Annotated in this window: 17 protein-coding genes and 1 other annotated feature (1 of these 18 only partly in view); of the genes, 7 read left to right on the top strand and 10 right to left on the bottom strand. The window is 67.4% G+C overall.

Going from position 1 to position 24,159, the window contains the following annotated elements; genetic code table 11:
* Positions 1-4 precede the first annotated feature (4 nt).
* From glgB to glgA, 4 genes are read right to left on the bottom strand one after another with little or no spacing between them, the layout of a single operon-like run.
* Positions 5-2,209: a 1,4-alpha-glucan branching protein GlgB gene (gene glgB / locus B3098_RS12025; protein WP_286896382.1), complete on the bottom strand. Its 2,205-nt coding sequence runs from the start codon at positions 2,207-2,209 to the stop codon at positions 5-7.
* Complete coding sequence (gene treS / locus B3098_RS12020) at positions 2,206-5,583, bottom strand: maltose alpha-D-glucosyltransferase (protein WP_414631273.1); 3,378 nt, start codon at positions 5,581-5,583, stop codon at positions 2,206-2,208. The genes glgB and treS overlap by 4 nt, the downstream gene beginning before the upstream one ends.
* Positions 5,580-8,783 (bottom strand): alpha-1,4-glucan--maltose-1-phosphate maltosyltransferase, encoded by a 3,204-nt coding sequence (locus tag B3098_RS12015; RefSeq protein ID WP_414631275.1) that lies wholly within the window; start codon positions 8,781-8,783, stop codon positions 5,580-5,582. The genes treS and B3098_RS12015 overlap by 4 nt, the downstream gene beginning before the upstream one ends.
* Positions 8,784-8,789: 6 nt before the next feature.
* Entirely contained in the window at positions 8,790-10,358 is a 1,569-nt protein-coding gene (gene glgA, locus B3098_RS12010; RefSeq protein WP_175121578.1) for a glycogen synthase GlgA, read from the bottom strand.
* A 286-nt stretch (positions 10,359-10,644) separates the two neighbouring features.
* Between glgA and B3098_RS12005 the strand changes: the two genes are divergently transcribed.
* From B3098_RS12005 to B3098_RS11980, 6 genes are all read left to right on the top strand, one after another.
* The gene (locus B3098_RS12005; RefSeq protein WP_286896374.1) at positions 10,645-12,417 is read left to right on the top strand and encodes a thiamine pyrophosphate-requiring protein; all 1,773 of its coding nucleotides are present in this window, start codon (positions 10,645-10,647) and stop codon (positions 12,415-12,417) included.
* A gap of 40 nt (positions 12,418-12,457) precedes the next feature.
* On the top strand, positions 12,458-12,658 hold the full coding sequence (locus tag B3098_RS12000; RefSeq protein WP_175121576.1) for a hypothetical protein: 201 nt from the start codon (positions 12,458-12,460) through the stop codon (positions 12,656-12,658).
* An 88-nt stretch (positions 12,659-12,746) separates the two neighbouring features.
* Positions 12,747-13,088 carry a DUF883 family protein gene (locus tag B3098_RS11995; RefSeq protein ID WP_279974053.1) on the top strand — a complete coding sequence of 114 codons (342 nt, stop codon included), beginning with the start codon at positions 12,747-12,749 and terminating at the stop codon, positions 13,086-13,088.
* A 214-nt stretch (positions 13,089-13,302) separates the two neighbouring features.
* Entirely contained in the window at positions 13,303-13,731 is a 429-nt protein-coding gene (locus B3098_RS11990) for a PRC-barrel domain-containing protein (protein WP_279974055.1), read from the top strand.
* 19 nt (positions 13,732-13,750) lie between these two features.
* Positions 13,751-14,452: a PIG-L family deacetylase gene (locus B3098_RS11985; RefSeq protein WP_286896370.1), complete on the top strand. Its 702-nt coding sequence runs from the start codon at positions 13,751-13,753 to the stop codon at positions 14,450-14,452.
* 176 nt (positions 14,453-14,628) lie between these two features.
* The gene (locus tag B3098_RS11980) at positions 14,629-15,735 is read left to right on the top strand and encodes a DUF748 domain-containing protein (RefSeq protein WP_286896368.1); all 1,107 of its coding nucleotides are present in this window, start codon (positions 14,629-14,631) and stop codon (positions 15,733-15,735) included.
* Positions 15,736-15,773: 38 nt separating this feature from the next.
* Here the strand turns inward: B3098_RS11980 and B3098_RS11975 are convergent, their stop codons facing one another.
* From B3098_RS11975 to B3098_RS11955, 5 genes are read right to left on the bottom strand one after another with little or no spacing between them, the layout of a single operon-like run.
* Positions 15,774-16,532 carry an alpha/beta hydrolase family protein gene (locus B3098_RS11975; RefSeq protein ID WP_175121571.1) on the bottom strand — a complete coding sequence of 253 codons (759 nt, stop codon included), beginning with the start codon at positions 16,530-16,532 and terminating at the stop codon, positions 15,774-15,776.
* Positions 16,519-17,649 (bottom strand): DUF3182 family protein, encoded by a 1,131-nt coding sequence (locus tag B3098_RS11970; protein WP_286896365.1) that lies wholly within the window; start codon positions 17,647-17,649, stop codon positions 16,519-16,521. The genes B3098_RS11975 and B3098_RS11970 overlap by 14 nt, the downstream gene beginning before the upstream one ends.
* A gap of 8 nt (positions 17,650-17,657) precedes the next feature.
* Positions 17,658-18,659, bottom strand: coding sequence for a lysylphosphatidylglycerol synthase domain-containing protein (locus B3098_RS11965; protein ID WP_286896362.1), 1,002 nt, complete (start codon positions 18,657-18,659; stop codon positions 17,658-17,660).
* The gene (clsB, locus tag B3098_RS11960; RefSeq protein WP_286896360.1) at positions 18,656-19,846 is read right to left on the bottom strand and encodes a cardiolipin synthase ClsB; all 1,191 of its coding nucleotides are present in this window, start codon (positions 19,844-19,846) and stop codon (positions 18,656-18,658) included. Before clsB ends, B3098_RS11965 begins: the two co-directional genes overlap by 4 nt.
* Entirely contained in the window at positions 19,843-20,610 is a 768-nt protein-coding gene (locus B3098_RS11955; protein ID WP_286896358.1) for an endonuclease/exonuclease/phosphatase family protein, read from the bottom strand. Before B3098_RS11955 ends, clsB begins: the two co-directional genes overlap by 4 nt.
* 236 nt (positions 20,611-20,846) lie before the next feature.
* Here B3098_RS11955 and B3098_RS11950 point away from each other — a divergent pair, with 236 nt between their 5' ends.
* Positions 20,847-22,484, top strand: a complete 1,638-nt coding sequence (locus tag B3098_RS11950; RefSeq protein ID WP_286896355.1) for an ABC transporter ATP-binding protein — start codon at positions 20,847-20,849, stop codon at positions 22,482-22,484.
* Positions 22,485-22,531: 47 nt separating this feature from the next.
* Here the strand turns inward: B3098_RS11950 and B3098_RS11945 are convergent, their stop codons facing one another.
* Complete coding sequence (locus B3098_RS11945) at positions 22,532-23,998, bottom strand: SulP family inorganic anion transporter (RefSeq protein WP_286896352.1); 1,467 nt, start codon at positions 23,996-23,998, stop codon at positions 22,532-22,534.
* A gap of 117 nt (positions 23,999-24,115) precedes the next feature.
* Positions 24,116-24,159 (bottom strand) — a sequence feature (sul1 is cis-regulatory element that is thought to sense ions involved in sulfur or methionine metabolism; They are found in Alphaproteobacteria); it runs 9 nt beyond the window's last position.

Below are 24,159 nucleotides of genomic sequence, written 5' to 3'. Positions count from 1 at the left end.
GGATTCAGCCTTCGTGCATCAGGAAGAGGGTCGAGAGAGGCGGCAGGGTGAGCGACAGGGCCTGCGGCTGCCCATGGGCAGCCATGTCGCCGGTGTGAGCCCCGCCCTGGTTGCCCTGGCCGGACCCGCCGTAGTGGGACGCATCGGTGTTCAGCCGTTCGGCCCAGCGGCCGGCGCGCGGAACGCCAATGCGGTAATCGTGCCGGGTGACCGGCGTGAAGTTCGACACCACCAGCATCTGCTGCTGGCCATCGGTGCGCAGGAAGGCAACGACGCTGTTGTCCTGATCGTCCAGGATCGTCCACGCGAAACCCGACGGGTCCGCATCCCGCGCGTGCAGCGCCGGCACGTCGCGATACAGCCGGTTCAGGTCGGCCACCAGGCGCTGGATGCCCAGGTGGCCGGCGTGGTCCAACAGGTTCCAGTTCAGCGTGGCGTCGTGGTTCCATTCGGTGGGCTGGGCCAGTTCGCCGCCCATGAACAGCAGCTTCTTGCCGGGGTGCGCCCACATGAAGCCGTAGTACGCGCGCAGATTGGCCAGCCGGGTCTGCGTGTCGCCGGGCATCTTGCCCAGCAGCGAACCCTTGCCGTGCACTACTTCGTCATGCGACAGCGGCAGGATGAAGCGCTCGCTGAAGGCATACACCATGCCGAACGTGATGTCGTGGTGGTGGTAGCGGCGATGGATGGGATCCTGCGACAGATAGCGCAGCGTGTCGTGCATCCAGCCCATGTTCCATTTGTAGTGAAACCCCAGGCCGCCTTCCGACACGGGCGCGGTCACGCCGGGCCACGCGGTCGATTCCTCGGCCACCATGATCGCGTCCGGCACCTCGGCGCGCACCGTGTCGTTCAACTCCTGCAGGAATTGGACGGCTTCCAGATTTTCCCGGCCGCCATAGCGGTTGGGAATCCATTCGCCAGGCTGGCGGCTGTAGTCGCGGTAGAGCATCGACGCCACGGCGTCCACCCGCAGCCCGTCGATGTGAAAGCGCCGCAGCCAATGCATCGCGCTGGCGATCATGAAGGCCTTCACCTCGTTGCGGCCCAGGTTGTAGACCATGGTGTGCCAGTCGGGGTGATAGCCTTCGCGCGGGTCCTCGTATTCATAGAGCGAGGTGCCGTCGAAGGCGGCCAGCCCGTGCGCATCGTCCGGAAAGTGGGCGGGCACCCAATCCAGAATCACGCCGATGCCTGCCGCGTGGCAGCGGTCGATGAAACGCGCGAAGGCCTCGGGCGGGCCGTAGCGCGCGGTCGGCGCAAACATGCCCAGGGGCTGATAGCCCCACGAGCCGCCGAACGGATGCTCCATGATCGGCATCAGCTCAAGATGCGTGAACCCCATGGCGCGGGCGTAGCCGGGCAGCTTGTCGGCCATCTGGTCCCAGCCGCAGACGCCAGACTCGCAGCCTGCCCAGGACCCGGCGTGGACTTCGTAAATGGAGATGGGGGCATCGGGCGACTGACGCGCGCCGCGTCCCTGCATCCAGTCTTCATCGGACCAGGTGTAGGGCGCGGGATCGTCCACGATCGAAGCTGTGGCGGGCGCCATCTCGCTGCGCCGTGCCATCGGATCGGCCTTCATGAACTGGTTGCCGTTGCGGTCGGTGATGGCGAACTTGTAGCGCTCGCCAGGCCGCACGCCCGGAATGAAGATCTCCCAGACGCCTGCCGCATGGCGCAGCCGCATGCCATGACGGCGGGCGTCCCAGCCGTTGAAGTCGCCCGCCACGGCGACGCGTCGGGCGTTGGGCGCCCAGACCGCGCAGCGCAGGCCGCTGACGCCGTCGACCTCGACCAGATGCGCGCCGAGCGCCTCGCCGGCCTCGCGCCAGGCGCCTTGCGCCAGCCGTTGCAGCGTGGTGTCGTCGAGCAGCGCGCCGAAGGCGTACGGGTCCGCGGTGATCTGCTCGGCCGCCGGCCATTGGATAGCCAGGCGGTACGACGACCCATCGCCAGCCTGCGCGTACGGCGCGCGGCCGGTGAACAGACCTTGCGCCTGCTCCGTCAATGCCGTGCGTTCGCCGTCCGGATCCAGGACCGCCACCTTTGAGGCGCCGGGCACGAAGACGCGCAGCCAGCCGTTGTGCGGGCCCAGCACGCCGAACGGATTGTCATGCAGCCCGTGGGCCAGCGCCGTGAGTTCCTGGGGGTTGATATGACCCTCCGCCACATCGGCGGAGGGCGAAGAGGTTTGAGCTCCGCTCATGGCGTTTTTCCTTCGGCGTCGATGGCGGCGGAAAGCAGGACACTGCGCGCCAGTTCGGTCAGGGCGCACAGCGGAATCGAGATCCAGTCCGGACGGTGGGCGGCTTCGTAGCTGACTTCGTAGGCGGCCTTTTCAAGCTGCGCCAGCGTCAGCAGCGTGTTCTCGCGGTCCGCGCCATCGGCCAGGTCGCCGCCGCGCGCGCCGCGATAACCTTGCAGGAAGGCGTCGCATGCCTGCTGCCGGAACCGCGACAGGAGTGCGTCGCGCTGTTCGGCCGGCGCAACGGTCGGCGCCGGCACCTCGTCCGCGCCCGCGTTGGCGTCCAGATGTGCGCCGCCGATGAGGTCGGTGCGGGCAATGGATGCCGCCGCGTAGTCGAACGAGCGCAGCATGCCGGCCACGTCTTTGTACGGCGAGGCCAGCGCGCGCCGCGCCTCCAGGCTGCTGATCGGTTCGCCCTCGAAGTCGATGAGGTAGGCGTCCGTCTGCGCGACCAGCACCTGGCCCAGGTGGAAGTCGCCATGGATGCGCAGCCAGGGCGACCCGGCCTCGGCCTGCGCCATGGCGGACACCCGCTCGGCCAGGCGCGCGTGATGCTCGAAGAACCATTCGGCGCAGGCGCGCGACGGCTCTTCCAGCTTGTCGAGCGCGGTCCGCAGGTTCTTTTCGGCGCGGTCCAGCAGCGCGCGCACCTGTTCGGCCCGGGCCTCGGCGTCGGCCTCGCTGGCCGGGCGCGATTGGAAGCCGGCGTCATCGGTGGGCGCCGCCAGCACCGTGTGCATCTGGCCCAGGCGCTCGCCGATGGTTGCGGCCATCACCGCGTAGCCCTGCAGCGTTTCCTCGTACTCCTCGGGCGAGGTCCCCACCAGCAGCGCGTTGGCCAGCGTGCGCTTCAGGAAGTCCAGCGTCCAGCTCCAGGCATCGCCTTCGTTGGGCACGTAGCCGTGCGCCACCGCCAAGGTATGCACGATCCCGTCGGCGTCCACGCGCTGCACTTCGCCCAGCAGCGGCGGGATGTTGCCGTAGCCCGCGCGGGTCAGGTAGCGCGTCATTTCCGATTCCGGAGACAGGCCAGGCTGCACGCTGCGGATGATCTTCAGGATGACCTGGTTTCCGACGATGACCGAGCTGTTGGACTGTTCGCCCGACAACCAATGCATGTCCACGTCGCCATCGAAGTCCATGTCTTTCAGGCCGGCCTCGGGCAGGAAGCGGATCACGCCCGGCTTGTCGCCCGGCTTGCCGCCGCTGCGTCCGTCCAGCTCCGCACTGGCCTGCATGGCCTTGAGCGTGCTGCGCACGAACCCCGGCTGCAGGAAGGCGTCGGCCAGCACGCCGACCTCGGCGCCGCGGCGCACGCGGGCAATCGCGTACTGGATGACGGCGGTTTCGTCCCAGACCAGCACGAAGGGCGCTTGCGCACGGATGCCCTCGGCGCCGTCCTCGGGCTCGATCTCGGCCCAGTAGTATTCGCCGTCCGCCGACTCGAACGGGGTGGCGTAGGCCAGCCGCGCACGAGAGGGCGGTTCGGAACCCGGAAACCAGCGCTGGCGCGCCAGATACTGCGGCAGGATTTCACGTTCCAGCGTGGCGCGCGACGCATCGGTCAGCGCCGCGCCACCGCGGGTCTTGAGCACCAGCGTGATCAGTTCGGGCATCTGTTCCGGTGCTGTCGCATGCCATCCGGGCGGCGCGGCGTCTTGGCTGAGGTCCATCCAGTAAAAGCCGTAGGGCGGCAACGTCAGCAGGTAAGGCAGTTCACCGATGGCGGGGAAGGGCGTGCCCCCCAGCATCTCCACCGGCACCCGGCCATTGAACTCCTGCATGTGCAGCTCGACCGGCTGCGCCGCGTTCGACAGGTTGGCGACGCACAGGATCGTGGTGTCTTCCCATTGCCGCAGGTAGGCCAGGATCTTGCGGTTGCCGGCAAAGATGAAACGCAGCGTGCCGCGCCCGAAGGCATGGCTTTGGCCGCGTTGCGCCAGCAGGCGGCGCGTCCAGTTCAGCAGCGAATGCGGGTCGCGTTGCTGCGCCTCGACGTTGACGGCCTCGTAACCGTACAAGGGGCCCATCAACACCGGCAGCGGCAGGCGCTCCGGATCGGCGCGAGAGAAACCGCCATTGCGGTCCGGCGACCATTGCATCGGCGTGCGCACACCGTCGCGGTCGCCCAGATGCACGTTGTCACCCATGCCCAGTTCGTCGCCGTAATACAGCACCGGCGTGCCGGGCATCGACAGCAGCAGGCTGTTCATCAGTTCGACGCGGCGGCGGTCACGCTCGAGCAGCGGCGCCAGGCGGCGGCGGATGCCCAGATTGATCCGGGCGCGCGGCTCGGCGGCATAGACATTCCACAGGTAATCCCGTTCGCGGCTGGTCACCATTTCCAGCGTCAACTCGTCGTGGTTGCGCAGGAAGATGGCCCATTGGCAGGTGGGCGGAATGTCGGGCGTCTGGCGGATGATGTCGGTGATCGGGAAGCGGTCTTCCTGAGCGATCGCCATGTACATCCGCGGCATCAGCGGAAAGTGGAAGGACATGTGGCATTCGTCGCCTGCGCCGAAATACTCCTGCGCGTCTTCGGGCCACTGGTTGGCTTCGGCCAGCAGCAGGCGGCCCGGATACTCGGCCTCGATGACCGCGCGGATCTGCTTGAGCACGTCGTGCGTCTCGGGCAGGTTCTCGTTGTTGGTGCCTTCGCGCTCGACCAGGTAGGGCACCGCGTCCAGGCGCAAACCATCCACGCCCATGTCCAGCCAATAGCGCATGACGGACAGCACTTCCTTGAGCACCTGCGGGTTGTCGTAGTTCAGGTCGGGCTGATGCGAATAGAAGCGGTGCCAGAAATAGGCGTTGGCCACCGGGTCCCAGGTCCAGTTCGACTTTTCGGTGTCGCAGAAGATGATGCGCGTGCCGGCGTAAGCCTTGTCGTTGTCGGACCACACATAGAAATTGCGCGCCGCCGAACCGGGCTTGGCCGCGCGCGCCCGTTGAAACCACGGGTGCTGATCCGACGTGTGGTTGACCACCAGCTCGGTGATGATGCGCAGGCCGCGCGCGTGCGCGGCCCGGATCAGCTTGCGCACGTCGGCAATGGTGCCGTAGTCCGGATGCACGCCGCGGTAGTCGGCGATGTCGTAGCCATCGTCGCGGCGCGGCGAGGGGTAAAAGGGCAATAGCCAGATGGTGTTGACCCCCAGGCTGGCGATGTAGTCCAGCTTGGAGATCAGGCCTGGCAGGTCGCCGACGCCGTCGCCGTTCGAGTCAAAAAAGGATTTGACGTGCAACTGGTAGATGACGGCGTCCTTGTACCAGAGGGGATCGTCCTGAATAGGTTGGGCTTTACTCATCATGGCGTTGGGCGCGGGCTTCATCCGTGCAGCGAAAGCCGCCACACGCGATAAGGTTGGTCGGGGGTCAGCGTCAGCGTGCGGTGCTTCTCGTGCCAGGTCTCGCGGGTTTCAGTCAGCAGGTCTTCGGCGGACAGCTGGCCGGCGTCGGCCTCGCCGAACAGCCAGAACGGCGCCTCGACCCGCGTCTGCTGCGCCTGGAACGGATCCAGGCTGATGACGGCCAGCACCACGTTGCCGTGGCCCGGCGTGGACTTGTAGAACGCGAGCACACGGTTGTTGGTGCTGGTGGTCAGCGTCAGGCCGCGATGCGTCTGCAACGCCGGATTGGCGCGGCGGATCTGGTTCAGGCGTGTGATTTCCGCGCGGATGTTGCCCGGCGCGTGCCAGTCGCGTTGGCGCAGCTCGTATTTTTCGGAGTCCAGATATTCTTCCTTGCCCGGCAGCGCCGCGCCTTCGCAAAGCTCGAAGCCGCTGTAGACGCCCCACAGACCAGACCCCAGCGCGGCCAGCGCCGAGCGGATCAGAAAGCCCGGGCGTCCCGAGGTCTGCAGGAAGAACGGGTTGATGTCCGGCGTGTTCACAAAGAAATGCGGCCGGAAGAAGTCGGCCGCGGGCGGCGACGAGATCTCCTGCAGGTAGGCTTCCAGTTCGGCCCGCTCGTTGCGCCACGTGAAGTAGGTATACGACTGCGTGAAGCCGATCTTCGCCAGGCGGTACATCATCTTCGGGCGCGTGAACGCCTCGGACAGAAAGATGACGTCCGGATGCTTGGCCTGGACCTCGCAGATCAGCCACTGCCAGAACGGCAGCGGCTTGGTGTGCGGATTGTCGACGCGGAAGATGCGCACGCCGTGGTTCACCCAGAACAGCACCACGTCGCGCAGCGCACGCCACAATCCCAGCTTGCGGCTGCGGCGGTTCTGGCCGCCGTAGAAGGACACGTTGACGATGTCCTCGTATTTCTTGGGCGGATTCTCGGCGTAACGCATCGACCCATCGGGCCGCCACGAGAACCAGTCGGGATGCTGGGCCAGCCACGGGTGGTCCGGCGAGCACTGGATGGCAAAGTCCAGCGCGATCTCCATGCCGTGCTGCGCGGCGGCATCCACCAGGTTCAGGAAATCCGTCAGCGTGCCCAGCGCGGGCTCGATCGCGTCGTGCCCGCCGCTTTGCGCGCCGATGGCGTAGGGACTGCCCACGTCGCCGGGCTCGGCGCGCAGGCTGTTGTTGCGCCCCTTGCGGTTGCGCTGGCCGATCGGGTGGATGGGCGGCATGTACAGTACATCGAAGCCCATCTCGCGCACGTCGGGCAGCCGCGCGATCACGTCGTCGAAGGTGCCGTGGCGCCCGGGTTCGGCGGCTTGCGATCGCGGAAACAGCTCGTACCAGCTTGAATGGCATGCCTGGACGCGGTCCACCCAGACCGGGTAGGCAATGGCGGTGACGGCTTCAAACGGATGGTCGTCCAGTTCGTGCATCGCCCGCGCCAGCGCGGGATCGAGCAGCACGGCGACTTGCTCGGCCGTTGGAGGAGCGGGGTTGGCCAGGTCGGCGTCCGCAAAGGCGGCCAGCGCCTCGCGCACCGGCTCTGCGTCAGCGCCAGCGGGTGAGCCCGCCTGCGCCCGCGCCAGGGCATCCCGCAGCAGCGCCAGGCCCTCGTGCACTTCCAGGCTCAGGTCGCGGCCGGCCTGGTGCTTGACCTCGATGTCATGCGTAAACGTGTGCCACGCGTCAAACCAGGCGGCGACGACGAATTCATGCGCGCCGATGCGGCGGGGCCGGAAGGCGGCCTCCCAGCGGTCGTTCAGGCCGCGCGTCATGGGCACGATGTGCCAACGGGCCTCGTCCTTGGCGCGCCAGCGCACTTCAGCGGCCAGCTGATCGTGGCCGTCCATGAAGATGTCGGCCTGCACGACGATACGCGCGTGCGGAATGGTCTTGACGGGATAGGCCCCGCCATCGACGGCCGGACTGATGTTCTCCAGCGCGACGCGCTGGTTGGCCAGATCATCGGCCCGGGTGCGGTGATGGCGCACGGCGTCGCGCACCGGCTGCGTCGGCTGGAACATCAGCATCGCGCACTCGCCGCCCGCCAGATCGTTGGCCTGATTCTGCAGACCGGTGGGTGGCGTGAACGGCACGAGATCTGCCGGCGGCAACATAGGCGCCAGCGCGTCCCAGTCCATCGCCGCATCCTGGGTGGCCGAGGGGTTGATCGCCAGCGCCAGCGTGGCGCCGTCGCCCGCGTCGCGCAGCAGCGCCGTGCAACTGCCATCGCGGCCGCCCAGCATGCACAGTGGCCCTTTCAGCCGCGGTCCGGCAAACCAGGCGTTCACCGTTTCCACATCCGGCAGCCGCCGTTCGTCCTCGTCCGTCAGCATCAAGCCATCGCCGGTGACGGCCGCGCTCCAGATGGCGCGTCTGCCGTCCTCCGAGGGCCTCAGGGCACCGGACTGCGGCGGCGCCGCGATGACCTCGCCGATGGCGCGCAGCCGCGCATCTTCTTCGGCCAGCCATGAGGACTTGAAGTCCCACCACGGCAGCGACGAGAACGCCGCGTCGAACGCCGCGTCGCGCAAGGCCGCCAGATCCGCGGGCGACAGACCGGGTGTCCACGCCAGCAGCCGCACGTCGGGATTCTGTGCGCGCAGGGCGCCGCCCAATTCGCGCCACGCCTCGGCGGGCAGGCGATGAGGCGCCTGGAACACCAGACCCTTGACGCCGCTGCGGGCCCATCCCAGCAGGCGTTCCGTCCAAGCCGTCAGAAAGCCAGGCGGCAGGGCGCCTTCGGGCAAATGCAGCACCCCGCGTTCTTCCTGCGTCAGCCGCGGATCACGCGCGGGCTCTTCATGCAGCGAGCGGTACCAGCCCGGCGCGGCGGTTGCCGCCACGGCGTTGCGCGCGCTGCGGTCCAGAATCACATCCACGTACAGCGCCAGCCCGTGCGCCGCCAATTGCGCCGTGGCCTGCGTGTACCACTCGATGATCGGCGTTGGCTGCCCATCCCGCATCGCCATGTCGGCGTCCTGCGCGGCCAGCGAGCCCGGCTGAGGCCCGGTCAACCAGGGGGCCGGCACCAGCACGGCGTTGAAGCCGCGCTGCGCGAGCCGTTTGCCCAAGGCCTGGATGGCGGCTTCGCCTTCCGGCAGGCCGTTGCGGGCGTGATAAAGACGTATCGGGGCGCGGGACGGCGCGGGGACGGCGGGATGGGACACCGGTATCGCTCCTTAGATGGCGGCTGGCATGGCGCCACCTGTGCGCGGCTGGCGGCGGTTGACGGCGGAAACGCTGGCCGGCTGCAAGGCAGGGGCGGGCGCCGCATCGCGGTAGTTCGGCTCCACCAGCGACCGGTACAGGCTGGCGTACAGACTGACGGCGGCGCGCCAGCCAAAGTCGGTATTCATCGCGTTGCGCTGCATCAGCCGCCACAGAATGCCGTGGGCGCGCAGATCGATCGCGCGCTCGATGGCGGCGCTCATTGCCTGCGGCGTGTCGCCCTCGAAGAGCAGGCCGGTGGCCGATGACATGGCCGACAGCGGCGCGCGCGGGCCCGGGTCCTGGATGGTGTCGGCCATGCCGCCGACGCGAGATCCGATGGGCAGCGTGCCATAGCGCATGGCGTAGAGCGGCGTCAGGCCGAAGGGTTCGAAACGGCTGGCGTGCAGCAAGATGTCGGACCCCGCGTGCAGGCGATGGGCGATGCCCTCGTCGTAGCCGATGTGGGTGCTGCAGCGCCCCGGGTAGCGCCGGGCGATGTCCTGCAACGCTTCTTCAAGCCGGTGGTCACCCTGGCCCAGGATTGCGATCTGCAGGTTGGGGTGGCGGTCCAGCGCTTCCGGCAGCGCATGCACGGCGACGTCTGCCATTTTCTGTTCGGTCAGGCGGTTGCCCATACCCATCAGCGTCGCGCCCGGATCGGGGCGCAGGCCGAACTCGCGCTGCAGCGCGGCCTTGCAGTGGATCTTGTTGGTCAGGTCGCGGACGGAATAGCGATGGCTGCGCAGGTACGGATCACGCGCAGGATTCCACAGCACGTCGTCGATGCCGTTCGGAATCGGCAACAGGTCGTCCGCACGGCTGCGCAACAGCTCGTCCAGGCCGCAGCCGAACGCGGGGGTCATGATCTCGCGGGCGTACGTGTGGCTGACCGTCGTCACGCGGTCGGCGTAGCGGATGCCAGCCTTCAGGAAATTGAGCTGGCCCCAGGCCTGCGCGCCGTCATCGTTGCGAGCCCATTCCGGCACCCCGAATTCGTCCGCGTGGGCCATCGGGAACAGGCCTTGGAACGCGAGGTTGTGAATGGTCATCACGCTTTTGACGTCCGGCAGGTCTGCGGCGCGCAGCAGCAGCGGCACCAGACCGGCGTGCCAATCGTGCGCGTGCACCAGTGTGGGGCGCATGACGCCCGGCAGGCCGGCCGCCACGCGCACGGCAGCGTGCGCCAGCGCCGCATAGCGCAGTCCATTGTCCGGATGTTCCTTGCCGTGCTCGTCGACATACAGGCCGCCGCGGTCATACAGGGCATCGTTTTCCAGAATCAGGTAGTCGATGCCGGACTGCGGGCACTTGCCTTCCAGCAGCGCGGCCGGGCCGCCCGGCAGGTCCTGCAGCGTGGCAACCTGGCGGACGCGGTTCAGCTTGGCTTTTACGCCGCGATACCCGGGCAACATCACGCTCAGGGGCATTCGCGCCTCGATCAGCGCGCGCGCCATCCCCGTTATCGCATCCCCCAGGCCGCCTGTTTTGGCCAGAGGGAAAGCTTCTCCCGCCACGATCAGGATTCTCGTCTTTGCCATGCTTGCTCCAGTTGATAGGCCGGTCGAGACAGTTGCGACTCGATCGTGATTACGCCGAGGCCTCTCCTTACGCAAGCGCTGTGCCCAAACCGTGGCCCGCACTAAAAATTGCGCAATGCAGCAGAAATACCTGTCATCCAAATGATGGACAGGCGACGCGCGCAACGCTTATCGCCCGAGCGCTTTGTAATTTTTATCTGCGCACGACCTCCCAAATTCCCATCGGGGCCAGGAACGGCGGTTGCTGAATGCAGTCGCTTTCAACGACGACCGCCGGGAGAAATGTATGGAAACAGTGTCGGACTTCGTGTTGAAGCGGCTGTCGCAGTGGGGTGTGCGCAAGGTGTACGGTTACCCCGGCGATGGCATCAACGGGCTCATCGGCGCCTTCGGCCGCACCGAGGAGCCGCTGGAATTCATACAGGCCCGTCACGAGGAAAGCGCGGCATTCATGGCCTGCGCGCACGCAAAGTTCACCGGTCAGGTGGGCGTGTGCCTGGCGACGTCGGGTCCGGGCGCCATCCACCTGCTCAATGGTCTGTACGACGCCAAGCTGGATCACCAGCCGGTAGTCGCGCTGGTCGGGCAGCAGGCGCGCAGCGCACTGGGCGGCGACTACCAGCAGGAGGTCGACCTGATCAGCCTGTTCAAGGATGTGGCGCACGATTACGTGCAGATGGCGACGACCGCCGAGCAGGCGCGTCACATGGTGGATCGCGCCATGCGCATCGCCCTGGAGCGCCGCAGCGTCACCTGCGTCATCTTTCCGAACGACGTGCAGGATCTGCCGGCCGTGCCGGTGCCGCCGCGCGAGCACGGCACGGTGCACACCGGCATCGGCATCACATCCCACGCCGCCGTGCCGGGGCCGGACGCGCTGCGCAACGCGGCCGACATCCTGAATCGCGGCGAAAAGGTGGCGATCCTGGTCGGGGCCGGCGCGCTGCAGGCGGGCGAGCAGGTCAGCCAGGTCGCCGAACTGCTGGGCGCGGGCGTGGCCAAGGCGCTGCTCGGCAAGGCGGTGCTGCCTGACAGCCTGCCTTACGTGACGGGCGCCATCGGCCTGCTGGGCACGCAGCCCAGCTGGGACATGATGAACGAGTGCGACACGCTACTGATGGTGGGGACGTCGTTTCCGTATGCGGAATTCCTGCCACAGGAAGGCCAGGCGCGCGCGGTGCAGATCGACCTCGACGGGCGCAAGCTCAGCCTGCGCTACCCCGTCGAAATCGGCCTGGTGGGTGATAGCCGGCTGACGCTGGAGGCGTTGATTCCACTGCTGGAACCCAAGAAAGCGCGCCGCTGGCGTGACCGCATCGAAAAGCAGGTGTCCGCCTGGCGCGAGACGGTGCATGCCCGCGCCATGGTCGACGCCAAACCGATCAATCCCCAGCGGCCGTTCCTGGAACTGTCCAAGCGGCTGCCGCCGCAGACCATCCTGACGTGCGATTCGGGCTCGGCCGCCAACTGGTACGCGCGCAACGTCGACCTTCAGGCGGGCATGATGGGATCGGTGTCGGGCGGGCTGGCCACGATGGGTTGCGGCGTGCCGTACGCCATCGCGGCGAAGGTGGCCTATCCCGACAGGCCGGTCATCGCGCTGGTGGGCGACGGCGCCATGCAAATGCTGGGCATCAACGAACTGATCACTATCGCCCATCGCTGGAAGGACTGGAGCAACCCCACGCTGGTCGTCATGGTGCTGAATAACGGTGACCTGAATCTGGTGACGTGGGAGCAGCGGGTGATGGGCGGCGATCCGCGGTTTCCGGATTCGCAGTGGCTGCCCAAGTTTTCGTACGCGGAGTATGGCCGGATGCTGGGCTTGGAAGGCATCCGGGTCGACAGCCCCGACGACGTGGGTCCGGCGTGGGACCGCGCCCTGGCGGCAGGACGTCCGGTGGTGCTGGAGATGGTGACCGATCCCGAGATGCCGCCGTTGCCCCCGCACATTCCGGCCAAACAGATCGGCGCGTACTTCAAGGCGTTGCGCAAGGAAGATGCCGCCTCGGGCGGCGCCGCGCTTCGCGCCACGATCAAGCAATGGTGGGCAGGCTGACACGCCGGCCCGACGATCTTTTCATTTCAGGAGGCACATCATGGCAAATACCGGAGGGACGAGTTCCCAACAGCCCGGGCAGGGCGGTCAGCAAACGCCCGACCATTCGCCCGCCGAACAACCCAAGCCGGATGTCCCGGAAACGGGCAAGGACGAGAAAGGCAACTGGCCTCCCGACAGCATTCCGAATCCCATGCCGGGTCTGGACCCGCAGCAGACGCCGGGCATCGACCATCTGTGATGGTCCTGCAAGGCATGCGGCCTGCGGGCCGCGCTCCGCGTGCGCCGTGCCGCGGGGGGAGCGACCCGCAGTTTTTCAAGGAGAACTCATGAACAAGCGAGATAGGCTGCGCGATATGTTTCACTCGTCGGACACGTCTACGCAAACGATGCGTGACCTGATTTCGGGCACCGAGGATCTGCTGCGCAGCACTGCCAGCTACAGCGGATCCGAAATCGAATCGGCGCGCGACAAGCTCAAGCAGCGGCTGGACGCCGCGCGCGATCAGGCACGCGGCTGGGAACGCGCCGCGTGGTCGAGGGCACGCGAGGTATCGCACGCGACGGACGACTATGTGCATGAAAACGCCTGGAAGAGCATCGCAGGCGCGGTGCTGCTGGGCGTGCTGGCCGGCATCTGCATGATGTCGGATCACAGCAAGCGCCGCTAACGCCCGCCGGGCGTAATGCCACCGCCGGAGCCGACTCTGCGCACTGCAGGGCCGGCTCCGGCATTTTTGTGGGGACGAATGTAAAAAATGCCGCTACTCCAGGCGCCGGTCCCGCGCAGACAAGACTCCGCGGCTTTGGCACACGGCTTGCTTGATGGCGGGGCGGCGTGGCGAGCCGTTCGCCACGCGGACCATTCATCGAAGGAGACTCACCATGAACCAACCATTGACAGGCGCCGGGCAGTCGCAAGGTGAAACCAAGATCGTGGGCGGCCCGAAGAGCGATCCAAGCGGCCCCGGACCGGAAATCATGGCGGCCAGCACGCTGGAAGGCAACGACGTGTACAACCCCGCCGGCGAAACGCTGGGCAGCATCCAGGAAATCATGGTGGACGTGCCCCGCGGCCGCATTGCGTATGCCGTGCTGTCGCGCGGCGGCATCCTGGGCATCGGCGACAAGCTGTACGCCATTCCGTGGAGCGCGCTGACCTTGGATACCGACCGCAAGTGCTTCGTGCTGAATGTGGACAAGGACGTCCTCAAGAACGCGGAGGGGTTCGACAAGGACAATTGGCCCAGCATGGCGGACGAGACCTGGGCGCGCGGCATCCATCAGTACTACAACCAACCCCCGTACTGGTAAACCGAACAGCGAGGACGGGATGCTTCGCGAAGGCAGACTGGTCGCGGTTTCTTCCTGCTTCAACGACGCTGTCGTCAGTTGTGCGGGGCTGCTCGCCGCGCGTCCGGACAGCACCGTTCTGACGGTGTACTCCGGCTTGCCGTTGGTGGCCGACGCGATCAGCGCGGCGGACCGCGACTGCGGTGTCAAGAACGGCCGGCAGGCCGTTCTTGACCGCCGCGCCCGCAACGATCGCGCCTTGTCGCTGCTTGGCGTGCGGGGCGTGCAGATGGATTTGCTGCACGACGAGTATCTGGAAAGCAGCGAGGAGGGACGCCTGACGGGCGCGTTGGCCGCGGCGGTGTCCGCCCTGCGGCCGCGTGTCGTTCTGATGCCGCTTGGGCTGTGCAGTGCCGCGCACGTGCGCGTGTCCGAGGCTTGCCTGACCTTGCGCGCGCTGTTCCACCGCGTGGAGTGGGTGACCTACGAAGAGGTCGCGGAGGCCGAGCCGGGGGCCGTCCAGCAACGCCTGGCCGATTTGCTGGGCCGCAGGATCCTGGCCTCGCCGCTGGATGTCGGGCCGGAGGTTGACGTCGGCCGCGCCCGGCAACGCGCATTGGCCGCACGCAGCAGCCTGGCGCTTGATCCGCTCGACGTGCAGCCTGACATGTCGCTGGCAGGCGCGTCGGCCTTCCGTCCCGAACGCTACTGGCGCCTGTCGTGGCGGCGTGACAAGGTTTGAGGCGTAGAGCGGATTGAGGCATCCTTGCGCCGCAAACCGTCTCATCCTTATCGAGCATTGATGAACGATTGCGCATCCCGGACGATGGTCAGGTTGCGCCGGCCGCCGCGCCTCGCTATGGTGCGAGGCATGCGGCGGCTTTCGCGCCGACGTCCCCTACAACTTCGGAAACCATAATGAGTTCGAACGCAGCCGACGCGCGAGGCCGGTCACGCTGGGGCACCGCCCTGGCGATTTTGCTGTTGATTGGCGCGGTGGTCGCGGTACTGGCGCTGGCCGCCACCCGCGTGGTCGAGCAGCGCATCGCCAGCATTCTGGGTCCGCGCAGCCAGGTCGGCGACGTGCAGGTTGGCCTGCGTCAGGTGGTGCTGACCGACGTCGCCGTGCCGGGCGCGTCCGGGCAGCCTGGCGCGCGTGCCCGGCGCGTTGAACTTGATCCGGAATGGACCGCGTTCCTGCGCCGCGAGGCCGTGTTCAAGCGGATCATCGTCGATGGTTTCGACTTCGCCGTGGTGCGCAGCCCCGACGGCGACATGCAGATTTCCCCCGCGCTGCAGGCGGCGCTGCGCGCCGGCGACGGCGATGGCAAGACCCGGCGTAACGGTCCCATCCGCGTGGCCGAGCTCATCCTGCGCGGCGGCCGCCTGGATTATCTGGACGGCGCAGTGTCCAAGCCGCCGCATCGCATTCCGTTCAAGGACGTACAGGCTCACCTTCAGCCCGTCATGATACCTGGCGACGGCACGGCCAGCGACCTGGAGTTCACCGGCAAGGTCGAAGACAACCGCAACGGCGAAGCCACCGTGCGGGCAAAGGGCAAGCTGGTGGTGGGCGGTGCGGACGCCGACATCACGGTGGCGGTGCGCAACATGGATATCCGCCATGCGGCGCCCTATCTGGCCGATAACGGCGCGGGCTCGCTGTCCGGCGGCTCCATGGACCTGGACATGAAGACGGCCATCGCGCGCCGCGAACTCAAGGCGTCGGGCACCGTGGCGTTGCACAACCTGAAATTCAGCGGCGACGGCAGCCTGTTTTCTTTGCCGCGCAAGGCGGTGCTGGCGGCCATGAAGGACAAGAGCGGAGTCATCCGGTTTGAATTCGCACTGGCAGGCAGCCTCGACAACCCCAAGTTCTCGGTCACGCGCGGCTTTTCGGCTCAGGTGGCGCGCGGGTTCGGGCACGCCATCGGGGTAGGGGCAGAAGGCGCGGCGGAAGGGGTGGCGGGCGCCGTCAAGGAACTGGGCGACGCGCTGTCGGACATGCTGAGCCCGAAGCCCTGATCTGCCGTCGCCCGGCTTGCCGTTGCCGCCGGCCGCGGCTACGGCACAGGCCGCGCCCGGCCGACCCGCGCGCCCATCACCATCTCCGTCACCCAGTTCACCAGGATCGACGTATAGGCCTGCTGCGAGGCTTTGTCGGTCAGCGCATGGTCCGCGCCGTCCAGGATGCGGTGCGTCAGCGAATGCGACCTGCGAAACGCCGACCGGTAGTTCATGATCGTGGAGTGCGGGATATAGACATCGTGCTCAGCCTCCACGATCAGCACATCGCCCGTGAAGTTGGCGCAACACGACAGCGCGCGGTTGCTTTCGGGTTCGATGTGGGAGTTGCGGTAGGCGCGCAGGGTCTCGCGGTTGAGCTGGTTCTTGGGCAGCATCCATTCGTCGTCGCGGTACAGCGCGGGCACGTGCAGGCCCAGCCAGCGCACGCGGCGCAGCCCGGTCAGGATGGCGGCCAGGTAGCCGCCGTAGCTGCTGCCAACCACGGCCACCGAGCCGCTGTCCAGGGACGGATGCGCGGCCAGCCGGTCGTAGGCGGCCATCACGTCGCGCAGGTTGTCGTCGCGCGAGACCTGCATCTGCTGCGCCTGCGTGGCGGCATGGCCGCGCAGGTCGAACGTGAGGCAGACGCAGCCCAGCGCGGCGATGCCCTTGGCGCGGGCCAGGTCGAATTTCTGGTCGCCGCCCCAGCCGTGAATGAACAGCACGCCCGGAACCTTGCTTTCGGGCGTGAGAAAGGTGCCGGCCAGCCGCTGGTCCGCCACCTCGATATCGATTGGGTCGCTAAAGGCGGCCATTGTCGTCCTCCAGAATGCCCCCCGATTTGGTGATCATACCCACGGCGGAATCCTCGCCGCGATACACGTACTGCTCCGACGTGGGCGCCGGTTCGTCCGCGCCGTAGCGTTCGCGCGTAAAGGCGGACACCGACTTGAGCGACGGGGACAGCATGAACGCCTGCAATGCGGAAAGCTCCGCGATGCTGGCGCCGCCGGCTCGCCACGATTGCTCGAGCACGCCCGCGCGGGGCTCGCCGCGGGCATTCTGGCCGATCGCCACGTCGTAGTTGCGGCGCGACGCGAAAAAATCGGGATACGCGGTGGACACTGCCGTGTCGTAACGGCAGCTCAGGTCCACTGCCTGCCGTTCCTCGTCAGACAGGTTCAACGCCCGCAGTTCGTCGAACCCGCCGCGCGCGAATGTCAGCGCCGAGCCGCCGTACACCGGCTCGCCGTTGTTGTCCCGGGTGAGGCTTTGCGTGCCCACGTACGACGCTTCCAGCTTGCCCACGCGAATCCAGCCCACACTGTAGGTCGCGATCTGCGCCAGGTCTTCTTCCAGCACCAGCCCCAGCCGGCGCATGGTGGCGGCGTCCTGGCCGTTCAGCGCGGCGCGAAGTTCCTGCGCATTGCGCACGACGACCTGGCCGCGCCCGGCGTTGGCGTCGGCCGGCTTGAGCCGCAGCGCGCCCGCCTGCAGCAGGCGTTCGCCCGCGCGGTGCGCATCGTCCAGCGTGAACGCGGTGTACCCCCGCAACACGACCTCATCCAGCTCGCCGGCCAGGGGCCGCACCCAGCCCTGCGGCGCTTTTGCCTGCGCGTCGACGACGCCGTGGGTGATGGATTTGGTCGCCACGAAGGCGTGCGGCGTCACCCCGCCAAACAAGTCGGCCGCGCGCGTGATGCCCAGCTTGTTCGCGCGGGCCAGGCTGGTGATGCTGCGGTCGGGCACGTAGTAGGGCGGCGGCTCGCCACGATTGCGGGTCGGCCGGAAGTCCGGCACGAAGCGCCGGCCCAGCAATGCCGCGATCCGCAATGCCAGCGCCTCCTGCGATGCAATTTCATGCTCGGACGCGCCGGTTCGCCGGGGGTAGGCGGCGACGGTGCCTGCTGAGTCGGGTTGGGATCGATTCATGGCGGGCCTCATGGCAGATGGCGAGCCTGACCGGGGGGAGCGGCTTCTCCCTTGCGTTTGCGCATGCCCAGTTTCAGCTCGATCAAGGGATAGGCCACCAGCGCCAGGCACAACGGCGCCAGCGCATACACCGCGCGGTACGCCAGCGCCGCGCCGAGCACTTCGGTAGGCGGAATCTGGGATCCCAGCGCGGCCACGAAGATGGCCTCGGTGGTGCCCAGGCCGCCGGGCACGCGGGTGATGACTGACGCGAAGCTGGTGCACAACAGGATGCCGAGCACCGCGGGGTAGGTCGCCTTGCCCTGCAACAGCACAAAGCAGATGGCGCCCATCAGGGACCAGGACAGCGCGGCCACGGCGCATTGCGCCACCGCCATGCGGGCGCGCGGCAAGGTGATGTGGTGGCCCATCCAGGTGACGCTGCGGCGCTTGGCCCGCGCACATGTCACCACGTAGGCGATCCCCAGCGCCAGCAGGGCCAGGCCCAACAGACGCAACATCCCGGAGCCGATTTCCCAGCCTGCCGGCACCGGCACCACGCCCAAGGCGAACACGATGCCCGCCAGCCAGGCATAGCCGATCCAGTTCGATGCCGCCGCAAACAGGGCGACGCGCGTCGCCACGGACTTCCGGCAGCCCAGCCGGGTGTACAGCCGCAGACGGGCGCCCAAGCCGCCCACCAGCACGCCCAGGTTCAGGTTCAGCGCGTAGCTCAACATGGCCACGCCCAGCGCCTTGGGCGCGGGCAGGTGATGCCGCGTGTACTTTTTGCCGAGCAGGTCCAGGCTGCCATAGGCAAGGTAACCCGCCACCACCAGGCCGGCCGCAATGGCAATGGTCTGGCCGGGAATCTTGCGCATCGCCACCCACACCTGCGGCCAATCCACGGACCGCCCGAAGTAATAAAGCAGGCCGGCCACCACGATCAGGACCAGCACGGGCAGAATGCGCTTGATCCGCGGCCAGCGGCGCCGCAGGGCCCGCATGGGCGACGAGTGCAGGATCTTCATGCCGTCTCCCTGCCGGTGTCCGCCGTGACGGTCTGCAGGCGCGGCTTGTGCGCCGGGAGGCTGCCGGCCCATGCGGGAAAGCGCCGCAGAAAGTGGAACACCACCACCCCGAGCCACAGGCGGCGCAACCGGCGCCGCGAGTTCTTGGGCATTTCGACGGGGCGGCAGTCCTCTGCAATCAGCCGGTCCAGGCTCTTGCGCAGGGCCGCATTCAGCGACACGTCGCGCACCACGACGTTGGCTTCCAGATTGAGCGCAAGGCTCAGGGGGTCCAGATTGCTGGAGCCGATCGTCGACCAGTCCTCGTCCACGCACGCCACCTTGCCGTGCAGCGGCTGCTTGCAGTACTCGTGGATCTCCACGCCGTTGTCCATCAGGTAGTCGTAGAGCATCGAGGCGGCCAGCCGGGCGACCAGCACGTCGGGTTCGCCCTGCAGCAGCAGGCGCACGCGCACCCCGCGGCGGGCCGCCTTCACCAGATCGCGCAGCAGGTGGTAGCCAGGAAAGAAGTACGCATTGGCGATCAGCACGTCCGAGCGTGCCGAGCGCACGCCCGCGCGGTAGTAGCGTTCAATGTCGCTGCGATGACTGACGTTGTCGCGCACCACGAGCCGGCCCCCGCCGTCGCCGGCGGGCAGCGGATCCATGCGCGCGGGACGGCGCCGCAGCCCGCGCTTGCCCTTGCCGAGCGCCGCGCGCGCGTAGTCGGCAATGTCGGCCGCCAGCGGGCCTTCCACCAGAACGGCGTAGTCCTGTTTCGCTTCCGGTCCGTAATCGGGCAGGTGGTCTGCGGAAAAGTTGATGCCGCCGATGAAGGAGCGTTGCCGGTCGACGGCCACGATCTTGCGGTGCATGCGCCGGAACACGTTCGTGCGCACGCCCAGAAAGCGCGGACGCGGATCAAAGACGTGAAAGCGGACGCCGGCCTCGGTCATGGCGCCGATGAAGGCCTCGCTCAGTTCGTCGGAGCCGTAGCCATCGACCAGCAGGTCGACGCTGACGCCCCGGCGCGCCGCGCGGATGAGGGCCTGCTGGATCTCTTTGCCGACCACGTCGTCGAACAGGATGAAGGTTTCCACCAGCACTTCGCTGGCCGCCGAATCAATGGCCTCGACGACCGCGGGAAAGTACTCCGTGCCGTTTTCCAGCAGGGTGTATCGGTTGTTTTCGCGCCAGCCCAGGTTCATAGCGCAATCTCCGCGCAAATTGGCACATGATCGGAAAGGCGAGACCACACGCGGTACGCCAGCGGCACCGGCTGCCAGTCACGCACGCTGCGCACATAGATGCGGTCCAGCCGCAACAGCGGCCAGCGCGCGGGAAACGTCCGCGCGGGCCGGCCCAGGCGCGAGGTGAACACCTCCGACGTCCCACACTCGCGCATCAAAGCATCAGCGCGCAGCCGCCAGTCGTTGAAGTCGCCGGCAATCAGCAGCGGGTCGTCGGCCGGCACGTCGTTCGACACCAGCTTGCACAAGCGGCGCAGTTGCTCGCCGCGATGACGCTCGAGCAGGCCCAGATGCACGCATATCGCATGCACGGGCGAGGCGAGGGCAGGGGGCCGCAGCACGCAGTGCAGCAGACCGCGCCCCTCGTGGCCGTCCACGCTCACGTCGTGGTTGTGGTGACTTTCGATCGGGTAGCGCGACAGGATGGCATTGCCATGGTGACCTTCTGGATAAACGGCGTTCTGGCCGTAGGCAAAGTCCGTCCACAGCGTGTCGGCCAGGAACTCATACTGGGACTGCGCCGGCCATGACTCGTGGCGGCCGGCATGCGTCTGATGTTCACCCAGGACTTCCTGCAGGAACACCACGTCCGGCTTTGCGGTGCGCAATGCCTCCCGCAGGTCGTGCAGCATGAAGCGGCGGTTGAAACTGGTAAAGCCCTTGTGGGTATTGACCGTCAGCACCGTCAGCGTCGTGGTGTCGAGGGAATGCGAAGCGGGCATGAAAACTCCGGCAGATGCGATCTGGCGGAGGGAGCAAGCGGCGTGCCTGGCGCGTAACGAAACGTATAAGGACACGACTTGTTTTGATGGCGGCGGCGCGCGCAGACGCATGAGCAAATGAGAAATCAGCATTTCTCAAGCCCATCGGCGCGGCCCTACTATCCGCAGCTTCGATCCGGGCCGAACGCGAGCCCGGCTTGCGCATCACCCGTCGCGCGTTTCTGCCGATAAACATCATGACCGAACTGCTTCGCATCGAAAACCTTACCGTGGACCTGCCGGCCGGCGCCGACCGGCCGCATGCGCTCAAGGGCCTGACGCTGGCGGTCAACCTGGGCGAAATCGTCTGCGTCGTCGGGGAAAGCGGATCGGGCAAATCGCTGACGGCCGGCACGATTCTCGGCCTGCTGCCGCAAGGGGTGCACGCCAGCGCCGGCCGCGTGCTCTGGGAAGGGCAGGACTTGCTGAAGCTTGCGCCCGATGCGCTGCGCCGGCTGCGCGGCCAGCGCATCGGCATGATCTTCCAGGAACCGATGACCGCGCTCAATCCGCTGCGCACCATTGGCGACCAGATCGCCGAGGTGTTCCGCACGCACACGCGGCTGTCACGCGCCGTGATCCGTCAGCGCACGCTGGACCTGCTGGAATCCGTCCGGCTGCCCGACCCCGTGCAGGCGCTGGGCGCCTATCCGCACGAGCTGTCGGGCGGACAGCGGCAGCGCGCGATGATCGCCATGGCGCTGGCGCTGGAACCGGAGCTGCTGATTGCCGACGAACCGACAACCGCGCTGGACGTCACGACGCAGGCGCAGATCCTGCACCTGATCCACGACCTGCAGCGCCGCAAGGGTACGGCGGTCCTTTTCATTACGCACGATTTTGGCGTGGTGGCCGAGATTGCCGACCGCGTCGCCGTCATGCAGCGCGGCGAACTGGTGGAAAGCGGCACGGCCGATCAGGTGCTGGAACATCCGCGCCATCCGTACACCCGCGCGCTCATCGCCGCGGTGCCGCCGCTGGCGCCCGCGCCGGTCCGCGTCGACCTTCACGGGAACGCGCCTGCAATCCTGACCACGCAGGGGTTGTCCAAGACCTACCGCAAGCGCGGCTGGTTCGGCCGGCCCGGCCGTGTGACGCACGCGGTGGCCGACGTGACGCTGACGCTGCGGCGCGGCGGCACACTGGGCATCGTGGGCGAAAGCGGGTCAGGCAAGTCCACGCTGGCGCGCACGCTGCTGGGACTGCTGCCGCCCGATGGCGGCGACATTACGCTGGCCGGCGAGCCGCTGTCGTTCAAGGGCGCGCGCGCCCGCCGCGCCCATGCGCAGCGCGTGCAGATGGTGTTCCAGGATCCGTACGGATCGCTGAACCCGCGCCAGCGCGTCGGCGAGATCGTGGCGCAGGGCCCCATTGTGCATGGCACGCCGCGCCGCGAGGCGCTGGCCCGCGCGCAAGAACTCTTTGAACTGGTGGGCTTGTCGCCTGACGCCGTGCGGCGCTTTCCGCACGAGTTTTCGGGCGGCCAGCGCCAGCGCGTCGGCCTGGCGCGCGCGCTGGCGATGCGGCCGAAAGTGCTGATCGCCGATGAACCGGTGTCGGCATTGGATGTATCCGTGCAGGCGCAGGTGCTGGCGCTGCTGGCCCGGCTGCGCGAGCAACTGGGCCTGTCCATCGTCTTCATCACGCACGACCTGCGCGTGGCCGCACGGGTCTGCGACCACATCGCCGTCATGAAGTCGGGCCGCGTCGTGGAAGAGGGCGTGTGCGCCGACGTGTTCAGCAATCCCTCCCATCCCTACACGCAGGCGCTGCTGGCGGCCGTGCCGGGCCGCCGCTGGGATCCAGCCGCGGTCGTCACGCGGCTCGCCGCCTGAACCTGGCCTTCGTCGAAACCTAGGCCAGATGACAGGCGCGGCCCGGGTCAGTGTCCTGCAGACGCGCCCGGCTGCGCGTAGCGGCCGACCAGCGTCGCGCTGGCCTCGTTCAGCCCCACGACGTCGACCTGGCGGCCGGCCCGGCGCAGCTTGAGCGTCACCTTGTCCAGTTCGCCGACGGCCGAAATGTCCCAGAAGTGCGCGGCCGACAAGTCGATCACCACGCGGTCGACGTCCTCATGGAAGTCGATTGCCGCCGAGAACCGCGACGCCGAGGCGAAGAAGATCTGGCCGGCATAGCGGTAGGTGCGCGTGCGGCCGTCCTCGGACAGCGACGCGTCCACGTCGAGCAGTCCCTTCACCTTGCCGGCAAAGAACAGGCCGCTCAGCACCACGCCGACCAGCACGCCGCGCGCCAGGTCATGCGTCCAGACCACCACGGCCACGGTGGCCAGCATGACCACCGATGACTGCCACGGATGCGAGCCCAGGTTGCGCAGCGAGCGCCAGTTGAAGGTGCCGATGGACACCATGATCATCACGGCCACCAGCGCCGGCATCGGAATCTGCGCCACCAGCGGGCCCAGTGCCACGATCAGGAACAGCAGGAAGACGCCCGCCACGCAGGTCGACAGCCGCGTGCGGCCGCCGGCGCGCACGTTGATGACCGATTGGCCGATCATGGCGCAGCCGCCCATTCCACCCAGAAAGCCGGTGACGAGGTTGGCGATGCCCTGGCCCTTGCATTCGCGCCGCTTGTCGCTGGGCGTGTCGGTCATGTCGTCCACGATCTGCGCCGTCATCATCGATTCCAGCAGGCCCACCGCGGCCATCGTCAGCGAGTACGGCAGGATGATGCGCAGCGTCTCCAGCGTGAACGGCACGTCGGGTATCGCGAACGACGGCAGGGCCGACGGCAGCGTGCCCATGTCGCCCACCGTGTTGACGTCCAGGCCGGCAAAAATGGACACGGCCGTCATCACGATGATGGCGATCAGCGGCGACGGGACGGCGGTGGTCAGGCGCGGCAGCAGGTAGATGACGGCCAGCGCGACGGTCACCATGGCATAGGTCACCCACGTGACGCCGATCAGCTGCGGCAACTGTGCCATGAAGATCAGGATGGCGAGGGCGTTGACGAAGCCGGTCACGACCGACCGAGACACGTACTGCATCAGGAGGTCCAGCCGCAAAAAGCCGGCTGCGATCTGCACGACACCCATCAGTACCGTCGCGGCAAACAGGTAGCCGACGCCGTGATCGCGCACCAGCGGCGCAACCAGCACCGCGACGGCGGCCGTGGCGGCCGAGATCATGCCGGGTCGCCCGCCCATGAAAGAAATGATGAACGCGATGGAAAACGAGGCGTACAGGCCGACGCGAGGGTCGACACCGGCGATGATGGAAAAGCCGATGGCTTCGGGGATCAGGGCAAGGGCGACGAGCACGCCCGAGAGAATGTCCGCGCGCGGATTGGCCATCCAGTCGCAACGAAGCTTGGAAAGAACTGACATTGATTGGCTAAGCTGAATTGAACAAGCGCCAGGCGTGGGTCGCGTTGCCGGTGTGCGCGGCAGCGGAGTGCGGCAGCCGACTATGGCAAATGAGGGCGAACGCCCGTGGTGCTTGAGAGTTGTCCGAGGGATAGGCGCCCGGCCGAGCCACCCGGCAGGCC

Source organism: Achromobacter sp. UBA2119, assembly GCF_002331005.1.
Classification (GTDB): Bacteria; Pseudomonadota; Gammaproteobacteria; order Burkholderiales; family Burkholderiaceae_B; genus Achromobacter; species Achromobacter animicus.
Note: the sequence above shows the minus strand (reverse complement) of the source record. Positions and strands in the feature narration are given on the sequence as shown.

Coding starts and splice junctions, on each gene's coding strand:
- glgB (WP_286896382.1), bottom strand. CDS start 2,209: ATGAGCGGAGCTCAAACCTCTTCGCCCTCCGCCGATGTGGCGGAGGGT.
- treS (WP_414631273.1), bottom strand. CDS start 5,583: ATGAAGCCCGCGCCCAACGCCATGATGAGTAAAGCCCAACCTATTCAG.
- glgA (WP_175121578.1), bottom strand. CDS start 10,358: ATGGCAAAGACGAGAATCCTGATCGTGGCGGGAGAAGCTTTCCCTCTG.
- B3098_RS12005 (WP_286896374.1), top strand. CDS start 10,645: ATGGAAACAGTGTCGGACTTCGTGTTGAAGCGGCTGTCGCAGTGGGGT.
- B3098_RS12000 (WP_175121576.1), top strand. CDS start 12,458: ATGGCAAATACCGGAGGGACGAGTTCCCAACAGCCCGGGCAGGGCGGT.
- B3098_RS11995 (WP_279974053.1), top strand. CDS start 12,747: ATGAACAAGCGAGATAGGCTGCGCGATATGTTTCACTCGTCGGACACG.
- B3098_RS11990 (WP_279974055.1), top strand. CDS start 13,303: ATGAACCAACCATTGACAGGCGCCGGGCAGTCGCAAGGTGAAACCAAG.
- B3098_RS11985 (WP_286896370.1), top strand. CDS start 13,751: ATGCTTCGCGAAGGCAGACTGGTCGCGGTTTCTTCCTGCTTCAACGAC.
- B3098_RS11980 (WP_286896368.1), top strand. CDS start 14,629: ATGAGTTCGAACGCAGCCGACGCGCGAGGCCGGTCACGCTGGGGCACC.
- B3098_RS11975 (WP_175121571.1), bottom strand. CDS start 16,532: ATGGCCGCCTTTAGCGACCCAATCGATATCGAGGTGGCGGACCAGCGG.
- B3098_RS11970 (WP_286896365.1), bottom strand. CDS start 17,649: ATGAATCGATCCCAACCCGACTCAGCAGGCACCGTCGCCGCCTACCCC.
- B3098_RS11965 (WP_286896362.1), bottom strand. CDS start 18,659: ATGAAGATCCTGCACTCGTCGCCCATGCGGGCCCTGCGGCGCCGCTGG.
- clsB (WP_286896360.1), bottom strand. CDS start 19,846: ATGAACCTGGGCTGGCGCGAAAACAACCGATACACCCTGCTGGAAAAC.
- B3098_RS11955 (WP_286896358.1), bottom strand. CDS start 20,610: ATGCCCGCTTCGCATTCCCTCGACACCACGACGCTGACGGTGCTGACG.
- B3098_RS11950 (WP_286896355.1), top strand. CDS start 20,847: ATGACCGAACTGCTTCGCATCGAAAACCTTACCGTGGACCTGCCGGCC.
- B3098_RS11945 (WP_286896352.1), bottom strand. CDS start 23,998: ATGTCAGTTCTTTCCAAGCTTCGTTGCGACTGGATGGCCAATCCGCGC.